8 protein-coding genes and 1 tRNA gene are annotated in these 14,236 nt (G+C 66.7%); 3 read left to right on the top strand and 6 right to left on the bottom strand.

Translation table 11 applies throughout. The annotated features are described in order from the left end of the window. Positions 1-30: 30 nt before the first annotated feature. The 4 genes from NV2_RS13970 to NV2_RS13955 all read right to left on the bottom strand — a co-directional run bounded on the left by NV2_RS13970 (position 31) and on the right by NV2_RS13955 (position 4,641). A complete protein-coding gene (locus NV2_RS13970) occupies positions 31-831 on the bottom strand; it encodes a TetR/AcrR family transcriptional regulator (protein WP_067873151.1) in 801 nt (266 codons plus the stop codon). Between the two features lie 34 nt (positions 832-865). Further along, positions 866-2,518: a class I adenylate-forming enzyme family protein gene (locus tag NV2_RS13965; protein WP_067873148.1), complete on the bottom strand. Its 1,653-nt coding sequence runs from the start codon at positions 2,516-2,518 to the stop codon at positions 866-868. A gap of 78 nt (positions 2,519-2,596) precedes the next feature. Further along, positions 2,597-3,199, bottom strand: coding sequence for an HD domain-containing protein (locus NV2_RS13960; protein ID WP_067873145.1), 603 nt, complete (start codon positions 3,197-3,199; stop codon positions 2,597-2,599). Between the two features lie 56 nt (positions 3,200-3,255). After that, positions 3,256-4,641, bottom strand: coding sequence for an MFS transporter (locus NV2_RS13955; RefSeq protein WP_245662596.1), 1,386 nt, complete (start codon positions 4,639-4,641; stop codon positions 3,256-3,258). 328 nt (positions 4,642-4,969) lie between these two features. On the opposite strand from NV2_RS13955, the gene NV2_RS13950 reads away from it, so the two are divergent. Next, on the top strand, positions 4,970-5,755 hold the full coding sequence (locus NV2_RS13950) for a class II aldolase/adducin family protein (RefSeq protein WP_210749614.1): 786 nt from the start codon (positions 4,970-4,972) through the stop codon (positions 5,753-5,755). Between the two features lie 65 nt (positions 5,756-5,820). Beyond that, positions 5,821-7,071 (top strand): amidohydrolase family protein, encoded by a 1,251-nt coding sequence (locus NV2_RS13945; protein WP_067873143.1) that lies wholly within the window; start codon positions 5,821-5,823, stop codon positions 7,069-7,071. 37 nt (positions 7,072-7,108) lie between these two features. On the opposite strand, the gene NV2_RS13940 is transcribed toward NV2_RS13945, so the two are convergent. Together NV2_RS13940 and NV2_RS13935 are read right to left on the bottom strand one after the other, a co-directional pair. Further along, positions 7,109-7,936: a FadR/GntR family transcriptional regulator gene (locus NV2_RS13940; protein WP_245662595.1), complete on the bottom strand. Its 828-nt coding sequence runs from the start codon at positions 7,934-7,936 to the stop codon at positions 7,109-7,111. Positions 7,937-8,377: 441 nt separating this feature from the next. Next, positions 8,378-8,462: transfer RNA gene (locus NV2_RS13935), tRNA-Leu, on the bottom strand. 388 nt (positions 8,463-8,850) lie between these two features. Here NV2_RS13935 and NV2_RS13930 point away from each other — a divergent pair. Continuing rightward, a partial coding sequence (locus NV2_RS13930; protein WP_157102898.1) for a fatty acid synthase subunit beta domain-containing protein occupies positions 8,851-14,236 on the top strand: 5,386 nt, incomplete at its 3' end.

Here is a 14,236-nt window from a genome sequence, read left to right as displayed (position 1 = left end):
CTGAGTGGCGGTCCTGTCGCTACGGACCGATCATCGTGGGGTGGCGGCGGACGCTGCCGAGTCGTCGACTGCCTGCGGCCGGTCGGACAGCGACCGGACGAGCTCCCGAATGGCATCCACCCCGGAGCGCAGTTCGTCGAGCTCGCAACGAAGTTCGCCCACCGGATCGCCGGTTGGCTCGGAGGCGGGATGCGGGGCAGGAGTTCGTGTACGGGTCGGGATCGGCGGTGGAGTCGGCTCGGTTCGCACGGTGCGCGCCGGTGCGAACCCGTCGAGGAACACCGAGGTGACGGTGCCGGTAATGGCTTCGATATCGGAGGTGAGCGTGTCGCGGTGCCATCTGACGGACTGGAACACGCATTCACGCACCATCCTCTGGAACTCGAACGGGTCTATCCGCGAATTGAATTCGCCACGGCGAACGCCTTCCTCGGTGACGCCGAGCCAGGCGCGATGCGAAGATTCCACCGCCTTCGCGATCTCGGCGTAGCCGGGGAGCACGCTCAGGTTCTCGTATTCGTTCTGGTAGATCTCGGTGGCGTAAGGGTGCTGGTCGGCGACCTCGAGCGAAACCCGGATCATCAGCGACAACCGGTGACGGGCCGTTCCGGCCCCGGTCGTGACGTCGTCGTAGCGCTGCACCAGATCCGTCAAGAAGCACGTCAGGATCTCGGAGAAGATCGCGTCCTTCGAGCTGAAGTAGTGGTACAGCGTCCCGGAGTTCAGGTCGACCGCGTCCGCGATCTCACGGATCGTCGTAGCGGACAGACCGCATTCGGCAAACAGCCGAGCGGATTCTGCCAGGATCATCTGACGCCGGCCGGCGGCCATTGTTCACCTCTCATAGGTATGTACACGTCCCCGCTCATGGTGTGGGAACATTCGACGCCGCGGCAACGGATTCTGTTGCAAGCGCACGTATCTCGCCCTTCGCGATCTTTCCTCCGGACGAGCGGGGCATGCGGTCGAGGACCAGCAGATGCTCGGGGAAGAGTTCCTTCGATACGCCACGATCGGCGAGATGCCCGACGAGTTGGGGCAGGGTGAGGTCCCGGCCGGGCCGGAGGCTGACGACTGCGCAGACCCGTTCGCCGAATACCGGGTCCGGTACGGCGACCACACTGGCCAAATCGACTGCGGGGTGGGTTTCCACCTCCTGCTCGACCTGGGGTGCGGAAATATTCTTGCCGCCGCGGATGATGATGTCGGAGGTGCGGCCCACGGGCGTGAGGTAACCGTCTTCGACGGTGACGATGTCGCCCATCAGCAGCCAGCCGTCCGTGGTGTACAGCTGCGTGTTGGCCTCCTCGTCCTCGTAGTAACCGGCGCAGGTCAGCGGGCCGCGTCCACCCGGCCGGCCGGGACCGCCGCCTGCGGTGACATCGGTTCCCGAGTCGTCGAACAACCGCACGTTCATATCGGGAATGAGCCGCCCCGAGGTGTTGAGTCGGCGGTCGGGAGTGTCCGATACCCGGGTGACGCTGAACGCCCCGCTCTCGTTCGATCCGAAGAACTGGAGAACTGTGGCACCGGTGCGGTTCTCGAACTCCGCCGCCCGCTCCGGTGGGACGGCCTCGCCGCCGGTGAACATCACCCGCAGCGACGACAAGTCGAACCGGTCGGCCACCGGTGAGTTCAGCAGCATCCGGAACTGGGTGCTCACGCAGCACAGGACGGTCACCTTTTCCCGGTCGATCATCCTGATCATGGTTTCCGCATCGAATCTGGGCAGGACCACGGTGGGTGCGCCGAGGATGGCCGGCGCGTAGTGCGAGGTCCACAAGCCGAACCCGAACGGTGCCGGAACAGCACCGAAGAAGACCTCGTCCGGGCCCAGCTCGCCCGCTTCGATTGCCAGGCGGCTGAACGCGACCCACCGATTGTCGAACTGTGTCACACATTTCGGGAGGCCTGTCGTGCCGGACGTCGAGTTGAGCATGGCCAGATCGTTCGGACCGATACTGCGTGCCGCCACCTCCGCCCGGCTCGCTCGTCCCGGTGCTGTCGGGGCCGGGACAGCGCCGCGGACATCCACGATGCGGTCCACGCCTCGATCCGACACGACGACAGCGAAATCGATCGATGCGCCGCGGCCGCGCAGCTCCTGAACCAGCTCCACCGACGACCGGCCGCCGAGTGCATCGACGCTGACGAATACGCGTGCCCCGGTCTTCCCGACGAGGTGCGCGATCTCCTGAGGACCCGATCGCGCGCCGATGCCGACCGCGACGACACCGGCGCGGGCCGCCGCGACCAGGGCCGCGTGTACCAGGAACGAATCCGGTAGGCGGACGGCGACTCGGGCTCCGGGGGGTACGCCCAATGCCACCAGGGCGGCGGCGAGATCGTCAGCCACGCTGTCGTAGGTGTGCCACGAGGTGGGTCCGGACGGTTGGATGAACGCGGGCCGATCAGGTGTGGCGGCCGCCTGCGCGCGGACGATCCCGTGCAGCGGTTCGGTACCCCACCAGCCGGACTCGACATACTGTCGTGCAGTCGCGGCATCGATCAGGCTCATGTGATTACTCCTCCGGTACGGGTGGGATGTGTCGCTGTGGCAGCTGTGCAGTCCGCCGACTCCGGGCTCCGGATCGAGCTAGGCCTCGCGGTTCCACGCCAGGTCCTGGTCACCTCGGGGGCGTGCCGGACGTGCGAAGACTTCTTCGAGCATCGGCAGGAAGAACTCGAGAGGTTCGGTGTCGTAATCCGGGTCGAACGATTCCTGATCCCAGGCCGCGCAGAAATGCGCACACGAATCGAAATACGGTGAGTCCCGGTACCGTTCACGACTGTCGGTCGGCATCCCCAGCTTCTCCCCGTAGTGATAGGTCTGAAAAACGCCGTGGTGCTTGACGATCCACACGGCTTCGTCGTCGAGGACCGGCTGCAGAATCGCGGCGGCGACTTCGCTGTGGTTGTCGGGGCACAGATCGTCACCGATATCGTGCAGCAGGGCGGCCATCACCAGATCGGTTCGAGCTCCTTCTCGATGGGCGCGGGTCGCGGACTGCAAAGAGTGTTCGTAGCGATCGACGCGGTAGCCGAAGGTGTGACCTTTCATCGATTCCAGCAGCCCCAGGACCGTGGTGAGCCAGTGGTCCCGCCGGTGTTGCGTGGCCTCGGACTTGATCAGCTCCATTTCGGCGACCGTCGCGTCGTCCATCCTGGTGAAATCAACGGTGCGTGTTTCTTCGGGCATGCCGACTCCTTGTGTTCTCTGATTTTTCGGCTGTGCGGATGATTCGTAGCGCGAGGTCATGGCACGTGCGTTGCGTTTTCGGGTGTGACCGCGGGCTCTCGGGTGAGGGCGATGCCCTTGGTTTCCCGGGTGAAGAAGGCGGCGACGGCGACGGCCAGCGCGAGCACGACGACGTACCCGGTGAATATGTCGGGCGTACCGCGCGAGGTCAGCCACGAGTTGAGATACGGCGCGGTGCCGCCGAAGATCGCGGCCGCGAGGGAGACGGCGATACCCGTTCCGGCCGCGCGCGACGCGGTCGAGAACAGTTCGGCGAACCAGGCAACCTGGGTACTCGCGGCCAAGGCCTGGACGACGAGCGCGATAGAGATTGCCAGGGTCAGCGTCGCAGCCGAGGAGTCGAGCATGCCCGACAACGGGAAGGCCAGGATCGCGACCCCGACTCCCCACCCGATGTTGTTCCATCGGCGTCCGAACCGGTCGGCGAGCAGAGCCGCGAGCGGCAGGGCCGCGATGAAGACGAGGTTGGCGACGACGCCGGCCCACATCGCGAGTTTGTCGTTCACGTCATGGAAGCTGATGGCGTACGCCGGGGCGCTCACCGACCAGGTGTAGGAGAAGACCGAGGTGCCGCCGACCAGCATGACGACCCGCAGGATCGAATTGCGTTGGGCCCAGATGTCCCCGATCGCCGTCCGCATCGCCGCCAGTGGGGCAGGATTCGTGGTTGCGGTCGCGTGCTCGGTGAACGTCGTCGATTCGCGCAGCCCGCGGCGTAGGTAGAGCGCGAAGAAACCGAGAGCACCGCCGATCAGGAACGGTATGCGCCAACCCCAGTCGGCCATCGCGGTGGCGTCGATCCAGGTACGCATGACGGCGCCGAGAAGTGTGGCGAGCACGGTTCCGGCGACGGTGGACATGATGACTGTGCTGCCCCACAACGCACGATTGCCCGGGCGCGCCACCTCGGCGATGTAGGTGTACGAACCGCCCTGTTCACCGCCGTGCGCCACGCCTTGCAGGCAACGTACGAGCAGCAGCCACAGCGACGCGAACGCACCGATCTGTTCGTAGGTGGGTGCGACCGCGATCAGGACACTCGAGGCGGCGACGAGTGTCATGGTCACGGCCATGACGAATTTCCGGCCCCGGCGGTCGGCGACCAGGCCGAAGACCAAACCGCCGATCGGGCGCATGACGAACCCGACCGCGAAAACAGCCATCGTCGACAGCAGATTCGATACGGCGTCGGCCGAGTGGAAGAACTGATTGGAGAAGTAGACCGCGAAGATCGCGAAGGTGGTCCAGTCGAACCACTCCAGGGCATTGCCCATGTTGACGGCCAGAATCATCCGGGTCTTCGCGCGGACCGTGCCCGGTGTGGCCGAGGACGCTGCTCCATCGTTGTGCGGAGTGTCGTTGCGGGGTGGTGACGAGGTCATCGCGTTCTCCTTGGGGCGACAGCGTCGATGGGCCGGTCGGTGAGGCGTATCGGTCTGCTGTCGGCGCGGAATCTCTATTCGACCGGCGTGCAACGGTTTCGGCTCGAGAGGTAGGGGAGTTGGTCACCGTTCGACACGAGGTGCAGAGAGAGGGGTCGCACGTATATATGGCGTGAATCACAATGTAGGCCGAGTCGCCGAGGAAGTCAATCAATCGTTTGAGTGGCTCTTCTTCGAAAAGGCTTACATCGCTATCTTTTGTAAGTTAGAGTTCGAGTCCTCTGGCAGTTCTGTGATCCCGATCTCAATGTGTGGAGGCATCGTGACCATGTACGACCAACCGGCCGTCGCCGGAGGTGAGAGCGATTCCGTGGGCGGCTGGACGCCGCGAGCCACACCACCGATCGGTGTCGACCTCACCAACGAGCAGGCGCTCGCCTGTGCTTTTCGCACCCTGGCGCACGACGGATTCAGCGAGAACATGGCCGGTCACATCACGTGGTCGGATCGTGACGACGGCAGTCTCCTCATCAACCCGTGGGGGCTGTGGTGGGAGGAGGTCTCGGCCTCGGACGTCTGCCGCGTCGATGCCGACGGCGTGGTGATCGAGGGCAAATGGGATGTGACGCCCGCGTACCACATCCACACCGAGCTGCACCGCCGGCGGCCGGACGCTCGCGTGGTCATCCACAACCACCCGTACTACGTGACCTTGCTCGCCGCCGTGGGTGTCCTGCCGATGATCGCCCACCAGACCGGCAGCCTGTACGACGACGACCTGTCCCTGGTCAGCGAATACGACGGCGAGGTCGGCGACGCCGAACTCGGACGTGATCTCGCCGAGCGTATCGGTGAGTGCAACAACGTGATCCTCGCCAGCCACGGCATCATCACCACCGCCGACACCATCGAACTCGCGGTCTACCGTGCGGCCTCGATCGACCGGTTCTGCCGGCTCGCCTACGACATCCTCGTGCTCGGCAAGGATCCGTTGCCGATCGAGAAGAGCATCCGCGTCGCGATGCAGAAAGCGCTCGTCGAGCGCGCCGCCGGCGTCTACTGGGCCGGTGCGGTGCGCAAACTGCTGCGGACCGATCCCGACGTTCTCCACTGAAACACCCCCACCCGTCCCGGCTGTCCTGCGCGGCCGGGTTCGCCGAACCTCCAAGGATTTCAACGATGGCCGATCTCGACGAATTGATGCGCAACACCGACTTCACCCAGAACGTCAAGGGGAAGGTGACCTTCCTGCCCGAGCCGGAGAAGGCGCACCGGCCCTTCCCGTTCATTTCGGTCGACGACCACATCGTCGAGCCGAAGAACACCTTCGAAGGGCGCCTGCCCGCGAAGTTCGCCGACAGGGCGCCGCATGTGATCAACCGGGACGGCGCCGACCTGTGGGTATACGACGGTAAGGAAATCCCGAACGTCGGTTTCAATGCGGTGGTCGGGCGCCCGGTCGACGAGTGGGGTTTCGACCCCCAGCGTTTCGAGGACATGCGTCGTGGATCCTGGGATATCCACCATCGGGTCGAGGATATGAACCTCTCGGGTGTGTATGCGTCCCTGAACTTTCCGTCGTTCCTTCCGGGCTTCGCAGGCCAGCGCCTCCAGCTGAGTACCGACGATTCGGAGCTGGCCCTGGCCGCGACGCGGGCCTACAACGACTGGCACATCGAGGAGTGGGCGGGCCCCTACCCCGATCGCATAATCCCTTGTCAGATCCCGTATTTCCTCGATCCGGAGATCGGCGCCCAGGAGATCTACCGCAACGCGGAGCGCGGGTTCAAGGCCGTCACCTTCTCGGAGGGCCCGCATGCTTTGGGGCTGCCGTCCGTGCACTCGGGACACTGGGATCCCATCATGCGCGCGTGTGCGGAGACCGGAACCGTGATCAACCTGCATATCGGCTCGTCGAGTACATCGCCGAGTACGTCGGCCGACGCGCCCCCGGACGTGTCGGGCACCCTGTTCTTCGGTTACGCCATGTTCGCCACGGTGGACTGGCTGTTCTCGAAGATTCCCGTGCGCTTCCCGGATATCAAGATCGTGATGTCCGAGGGCGGAATCGGCTGGGTCCCAGCACTTCTCGACCGACTCGACCATATGACCACGTACTCGTCGATGTACGGCACGTGGGACGGAATCGATATTTCGCCGGCGGATGTGCTGCAGCGCAACTTCTGGTTCTGTGCCGTGGAGGATCCCAGCACGATGGTGCTGCGCGATCGGATCGGTATCGAGCACATCCTGCTCGAAGAGGACTACCCGCACAGCGACAGCCTGTGGCCGCGCACCATGGAGGTAGTCAACGAGTCCATGAAGGGACTTTCCGCCGACGAACTGCGCAAGATCACCTGGGAGAATGCGTCGCGGCTCTACCGGCATCCGGTGCCGCAGAGCGTGATCGACGATCCGAACAGCTTCTGAGCGAGCGCGCCGGGCCCGGCTTTCGGAACGGGCCCGGTCAGCCGAAGAACAGACGATCGCGGGCCACTGCCGGATCCAGGGGAATGCGGGCACGCTGCGGGTCCTGCGGATAGGTTTGCACGTCCCGCAGGTGACGAGCCGCGATTACCCGCGCCGATGCGGCGTCGCCGTCCTCGATGCACTGCAGGATCTGTCCATGGACGGCGAGCGCCTGCGCCCGTTCGGTGAGCGGAATACTCGCGGGATCGGCTCGTTCGCTGGCCCAATCCGTGACATGACTCGACCACAGCGATTCGAGCGCACCCGCCAGCACTATCAACGAGCGGTTGCCACACAGCTGTACGACGGATTCGTGGAACCGTCGCGACAGCGAGGTGGCGGCCACCAGATCGTCCAGCTCGCGCAGCGATTGGTCGTGCAAGGCACGCAAGACGGGCACAACCGTCTCGGCGCGGTCGTCACGTTCGGCGCACAGGGCCGCACACATCGGTTCGACTTCGTGGAGCGCACGACCCACATCGGTGATATCGGTATCGGACATCGCGAGCACCATCGACAAGCTGTAGGCCACATTGCCGGGAGTGGGGCGGTGTACCACCGCCCCACCACGGTTGCCCCGACGGACCCGCAGCAGCCCCTCGGCTTCGAGGATCCGCATCGCCTCACGCAGGGACTGGACGTTGACCGGGTACTGCTCCCGCATCTCGGCTTCCTTCGGCAGGACATCGCCCTCGGCGAGATCGCCCCGAAGGATCCGTTCCCGGATCTGGTCCGCCACCATCTCGGCCAACCGTCGCCAGCGCAGATTGCCCGGGTCGGGAACCGAAGGCTTGCGGTCGTGTCCCGGTGAGGGCACCGCGGTCACATCCTCTCGATCTGAATCGTCAACCGCGTTAAATTACCAAACTTAGTAAAGATTGATTTCGGGCGAGGGCTGCGGGTCGTGCCACTGCCTCGACTGTTCGCCCTCGCGCCGCGCGCACCCTCGCGCCACCACCGCTCCGCACGTGTCGCCGGCGCTCACCCGTCGCGCTCGTAGGTTGCGCGGACAGTGTGTGTTCGCGTCGCAGGGGCGCCGGCGTTCGGGTACGTGACGCCGTGCGCCGCGGATGGGCATGACCTGAGAGGTCAGCGAGAGCGACCGCCGGCCGGATACGCCGACACCCTGTCGCGCTGGGAAAGCTTCCTCTTCGCACGGGTCGCCGGCGCGGTGGCGGTCTTCGTGTTGGTCGTAGCGGCGGCGTTGTTCGCGATGAAGAGGTGCGACGACGGTGACCGAATCACTCGCCGGTTCGCTCAACGTTCCTGGTGCGCGAGGGGGGACTTGAACCCCCACGTCCGAGGACACTGGAACCTAAATCCAGCGCGTCTGCCAATTCCGCCACTCGCGCGTGATGGTACGACCGTCCAAACTGTACCGGCCTGAGCCCGGATCGCGAAGCTCGGTAGTGGTGTGGCGTACCCACGAGTAACACGACCTGGGATTATAACGATTGTGTCACGGTCAATGTGAGGGGTCCTCGGGTTTTGTGACGGCGTACAGCGCTGTCACCTGGCGGTTCAAACATGAGGGCGAGTCATGTTTAGTGTGACTTTGGTACGGACGTACGAAAATACTCGAGGGTAGGCGTCGGGGGCCCCGGCAAACGTGAGGCTTTCCTCATGATTCTGTGCGAACCTGGGAATTCGTCAGGTCCTTCAGGGGTGAGGGACGCCTGTGCACGCCAGGAGCGGGGCCCTGTCCGGGGTGAGCCGCCACGAGAAGGAAGTCGATACGTCTTGACGATCAACGAACACACCGGGACCGGATCGAACCCGAAGGTCGTCGGGGAAGCTTCGGATACGGGGATCAAGTCGTCGCTGCTGGATCGCCTGCTCGATGGAGAGACCTACGCGCTGGCCTTCGGTGGTCAGGGCGCACAGTGGCTGCGCGAACTGGAAGAGATCGGGCGCGACAGCGCGCTGGAGCCGGAACTGACCGCGCTCGTGCGCGAGGCCGCGGCCCGGCTGGAGCCCGTCGCCGCGCAGCTGCTGGTGGTGCGGCCGGTCGGCTTCGACCCGATCGCCTGGATGCTGGAGGACGACCTCGCCGACGAGGAGGACGAGCAGGAGTCGGCGGCGCCGGCGCCGCAGGCGCTGCGGGCCGCGGCCGTCTCCATGCCGGGTGTCTTCCTCGCCCAGGTCGCGGCGTTGCGGGCGCTGCGCCTGCAGGGGCTCGACCCGGCAGCACACGCACCTGCCGCCATCGTCGGTCATTCGCAGGGACTGCTGGCCGCCGAGGCCGCGGCCGCGCGCGGTGAGCGTGACGGCGAACTGCTCGCTCTCGCGCAGCTGATCGGTGCGGCGGCCACCCTGGTGGCGCGCCGCCGCGGGCTGATTCCGATCGGCAGCAAATCGCCGATGGTCGCGGTATCCAATGTCGACCCCGACGAACTGCGGGCCGTGGTGGCCGAGGTGTCCGCGAATGTGGATCCGGCTGTGGCAGCGGTGGTGTCGATCCGCAACGGTCGGCGCCGGGCGGTGCTCTCGGGCACCGTCGCGCAATTGGAACGAGTGCAGCAACGCTGTGCCGAGATCAACACCGAACAGAGCCGCGACCGCGATGCCAAGAAGCGCGGCGGCTCGGTCTTCGCCCCGGTCTTCGAGGATGTCGACGTCGAGGTGGCATTCCACCATCCGGCGCTGGCCGACACCGTCGACCTGGTGACCGCGTGGGCCGGCCAGTGTGGGATCGACACCGAACTCGCCGAACGGCTCGCGCGCCTGATCCTGGTCGAGCCCGTCGACTGGGTGCACGAGGTCGAGACCGCGGTATCCGCAGGGGCACACTGGATTCTGGACGTCGGCCCCGGCGATCTGCTGAGCCGGCTGACCCAGGGCTCGCTGAAGGGCACCGGTGTCGGCATCGTCGCCGCCGCGACCCGCCCCGGCCAGCGCAGCCTGTTCACCCCCGGCGCCGCACCGCGCGTCGCCCCCGCCTGGGACACCTTTGCGCCGCAGCCGATTCGGCTGCCCAACGGCCGGATCGTGGTGGAAACCAGCTTCACCCGCCTGACCGGTCGCTCGCCGATCCTGCTCGCGGGTATGACTCCTACGACCGTCGATGCCAAGATCGTCGCCGCCGCCGCGAATGCCGGCCACTGGGCCGAACTCGCCGGTGGCGGTCAGGTCACCGAGCAGATCTTCACCGATCGCGTCGCGGAGTTGCAGACCCTGCTGCAGCCCGGCCGGGCGGTGCAGTTCAACTCGCTGTTCCTGGACCCCTATCTGTGGAAGCTGCAGCTGGGAGGTAGGCGTCTGGTGCAGCGCTCCCGCGCCGCGGGCGCACCGTTCGACGGTGTGATCGTCACCGCGGGTATCCCGGAACTCGAAGAAGCCGTGGCGCTCATCGAGGAGCTGACCGAAGCCGGCATCAGCCATGTGGCCTTCAAGCCCGGTACCGTCGCGCAGATCCGCGCCGTGCTGCGCATCGCCGACGAGGTGCCCGACTACCCGGTGATCATGCATATCGAGGGCGGCCGCGCGGGCGGGCACCACTCCTGGGAAGACCTCGACGATCTGCTGCTGGAGACCTACGCCGAACTGCGCAACCGCGGCAATGTGGTGATCTGTGTCGGCGGCGGAATCGGTACCCCCGAGCGCGCCACCGAATATCTGACCGGTGAATGGTCCGTCGCGCACGGCTACCCGACGATGCCACTGGACGGCGTCCTGGTCGGCACCGCCGCGATGGCTGCCCTGGAGGCGACCACCGCACCCGAGGTCAAGCAGCTGCTGGTCGACACCCCGGGAACCCCGGACTGGGTGGCCGCCGGTACCGCCACCGGCGGAATGGCCTCGGGCCGAAGCCAACTGGGCGCCGACATCCACGAGATCGACAACTCGGCATCGCGCACCGGCCGGCTACTGGACGACGTCGCCGGTGACGCCGACGCCGTCGCCGCCCGTCGTGACGAGATCATCACAGCCCTCGACGCCACCGCCAAGCCGTACTTCGGCGATGTCGAGACCATGACCTACCTGCGCTGGCTGGAACGCTACGTCGAACTGGCGGCCCTGCTGCCGGAGAATCAGCGTGCCGGGCGGGACGGATTCGACTGCGGCAGCGACCTCGGCGACGTCCTCGCCGACGCCACCCGCTCGGTCTGGGCCGACATCACTTGGCGCGACCGGTTCGCCGAGATGGTGCGCCGCGCCGAGGCCCGGCTGAACCCGGTCGATCGCGGCCGCATCCCCACCCTGTTCGAGGACGACAGCGCCTTCGAACACCCGGTCCAGGTGATCTGCACACTGAAGGAGCACTACCCGGCGTCGGCGCAGACCGTGCTGCATCCGGCCGATGTGCCGTTCTTCATCTCGCTGTGCAAGACCCCCGGCAAGCCGGTGAACTTCGTGCCCGTCGTCGACGGCGACGTGCGCCGGTGGTGGCGTTCGGATTCGCTGTGGCAGGCCCACGACGAGCGTTACACCGCCGACCAGGTGTGCGTAATCCCGGGCACCGTTTCGGTCGCGGGCATCACCCGGGTCGACGAGCCGGTGGGTGAGCTGCTGGATCGCTTCGAGCAGGACACCGCCTACACGCTGATCCGCGGCGGAGTCACTCCCGCGGCCGTCGACGGCCGTCGCCGTGCCGACATCGGCTCCGGTGCATTGGATGTCGTACTGGCGGCTCCGGATGTGCAGTGGGCCGGGCGGACCACCGCCAACCCGGTACACCGGCTCGGCGACCGGCACGAGTGGACCGTCGACAACCAGGGCGCCGTGCACGGCGCGACCGGCGCCACCCTGGCACCGGCCGACGGCCCCGACGCCGACCACGCCTATGTGGAACTGACCGTTCCGCTGTCGCCGGCCAACGAGGTACGGATCCGCATCACCGTGCCGTCCTCGGTCTACAACGGCGGCGCGCCCGTGGTCACCGAGGCCGACGCCGATGCGGCCATGTCGGCACTGCTCGGTGTGGCCGCCGGTCAGGCGCTGCCGGAGGTCAAGGCCGCCGACAGCTCGGGCGGCATCGACCACCGCGCGCAGGTGGCGCACGTGAACCTCGCCTGGACGCCGGACATGATCGCCGATCACGCCGGTGTCACCGGTTCCGGTCTGCCTGCCGGCCTCAGCACCATCGGACGCCAGGTACCCGATGTGCTGGTCGGCGCGTGCTGGCCCGCTGTCTTCGCGGTGCTGGGCGCGGCCCGGGCCCAGGGACGGGACGGCAGCTCCCGCAGCGTGATCGAAGGCATGCTCGACCTGGTCCATCTGGATCACCAGGTGGATCTGGTTCGTGAACTGCCCACCGATCCCGCGGTGCTCAGCGTGCGCGCCGAATCCGGCGAGGTGATCGACACCGATCTGGGCCGCGTCGTCGAGGTGCGGGTCACCGTGGGCGCCATGCGCGATCACGGCCTCGAGACCCCGACCGTGGCAACCCTGGTGGAGCGCTTCGCGATTCGCGGCCGCACCGGTAGTGGGGAACTCACCGATCCGCCGCGTGCGGCCGGAACCGTTGCCGAGGACGCGCCGGAAACCCCGCGTCGCCGCCGGCGCGACGTCACCCTCACCGCACCGCAGGCGATGGCGGCGTTCGCCGAGGTCTCCGGCGACCACAACCCGATCCACACCAGCACCGCCGCCGCGAAACTGGCCGGACTGGGCAGCCCGATCGTGCACGGCATGTGGCTGTCGGCCGCGGCGCAGCACGCGGTCTCGGCCGTGGATCCCGAATCTCCGCTGCCCGCACGCACTCTCACCGCCTGGACCACCCGATTCCTCGGCATGGTCCGGCCCGGTGCGCAGATCGATGTGCGGGTCGAGCGGATCGCCGTCGACCGTGGCTGCGAGATCGTGGAGGTGTCCTGCCGGACCGGTGGCGACCTGGTGATGACCGCGACCGCACGGCTCGCGGCACCGAAAACCGTGTACGCCTTCCCCGGTCAAGGTATCCAGGCCAAGGGGATGGGCCTGGACGCCCGGTCGCGGTCGAAGGCGGCCAAACAGGTGTGGGACCGTGCCGACAAGCACACCCGCGAAGCATTGGGTTTCTCGATTCTCGCCGTGGTGCGCGACAACCCGACCTACCTGAAGGCGCGCGGTGTGGAGTACCGCCACCCGCAGGGCGTCCTGCATCTGACCCAGTTCACCCAGGTCGCGATGGCGACCCTCGGTGTCGCACAGGTCGCGGAGTTGCGTGAAGCCGGCGCCTTCGTCGAGGGCGCGATGCTGGCGGGCCATTCCGTCGGTGAATACAATGCCCTGGCCGCCGTGGCCGGTGTGCTGCCGCTGGAAGCGGTGCTGGAGGTCGTGTTCCAGCGCGGCTCGGCAATGCACGAGCTGGTGCCCCGGGATGCGCAGGGCCGCAGCGACTACCGGATGGCCGCCATCCGGCCCTCGCAGATCGGGCTGCCCGATGCCGAGGTGATCGACTTCGTCGCCGAGGTCGGTGCTCGTGCCGGCGAATTTCTCGAGGTGGTCAACCTCAACCTGCGCGGGTCGCAGTACGCCATCGCGGGCACGGTGGCCGGTCTCGAGCAGCTGGAACGCGAAATCGACCGGCGTCGTGCCGAGTTCGGCGGCAAGCCGGCATTCGTCCTGGTGCCCGGTATCGACGTGCCGTTCCACTCGACGGTGCTGCGCAAGGGCGTGCCGGAGTTCCGGCACAAGCTCGAGGAGTTGCTGCCCGAGGATGTGCGTCCGGAAGTTCTGGCCGGACGCTACATTCCGAACCTGGTGCCGCGGCCGTTCTCGCTGGAGCGTGACTTCATCGCCGAGATCGCGGGTTACGTGCCGTCGGAGCCGCTGGACGCGGTTCTCGCCGACTTCGAGTCCTGGTCCGCACGTCCCTCCGAACTGTGCCGGGTCGTCCTGATCGAGCTGCTGGCCTGGCAGTTCGCCAGTCCGGTGCGCTGGATCGAAACCCAGGATCTGCTGTTCACCGATGCCGCGCAGGGCGGCCTGGGTGTCGAGCGGTTCGTGGAGATCGGCCTGGCGGCAACGCCGACCGTGGCGAACCTGGCCGGTAACACCCTCAAGCTGCCGCAGTTCTCCACCACCAAGGTCGAGGTGCTCAATATCGAGCGCGAGTCCGGCGTGGTGTACTCCACCGACACCGATCCGGCGCCGATCGACGAGCCGGAAGAGACTGTCGCAGAGGCGGCCCCGGCCGCCGAGC

This window comes from Nocardia vermiculata NBRC 100427 (assembly GCF_001613265.1).
Lineage (GTDB): Bacteria > Actinomycetota > Actinomycetes > Mycobacteriales > Mycobacteriaceae > Nocardia > Nocardia vermiculata.
The sequence above is the reverse complement of the archived record's forward strand: the minus strand, read 5'-3'. Positions and strand labels throughout refer to the sequence as shown.

Excerpts from the sequence above, each read along its gene's own strand:
- NV2_RS13970 (WP_067873151.1), bottom strand. The coding sequence starts at position 831 with ATGGCCGCCGGCCGGCGTCAGATGATCCTGGCAGAATCCGCTCGGCTG.
- NV2_RS13965 (WP_067873148.1), bottom strand. The coding sequence starts at position 2,518 with ATGAGCCTGATCGATGCCGCGACTGCACGACAGTATGTCGAGTCCGGC.
- NV2_RS13960 (WP_067873145.1), bottom strand. The coding sequence starts at position 3,199 with ATGCCCGAAGAAACACGCACCGTTGATTTCACCAGGATGGACGACGCG.
- NV2_RS13955 (WP_245662596.1), bottom strand. The coding sequence starts at position 4,641 with ATGACCTCGTCACCACCCCGCAACGACACTCCGCACAACGATGGAGCA.
- NV2_RS13950 (WP_210749614.1), top strand. The coding sequence starts at position 4,970 with ATGTACGACCAACCGGCCGTCGCCGGAGGTGAGAGCGATTCCGTGGGC.
- NV2_RS13945 (WP_067873143.1), top strand. The coding sequence starts at position 5,821 with ATGGCCGATCTCGACGAATTGATGCGCAACACCGACTTCACCCAGAAC.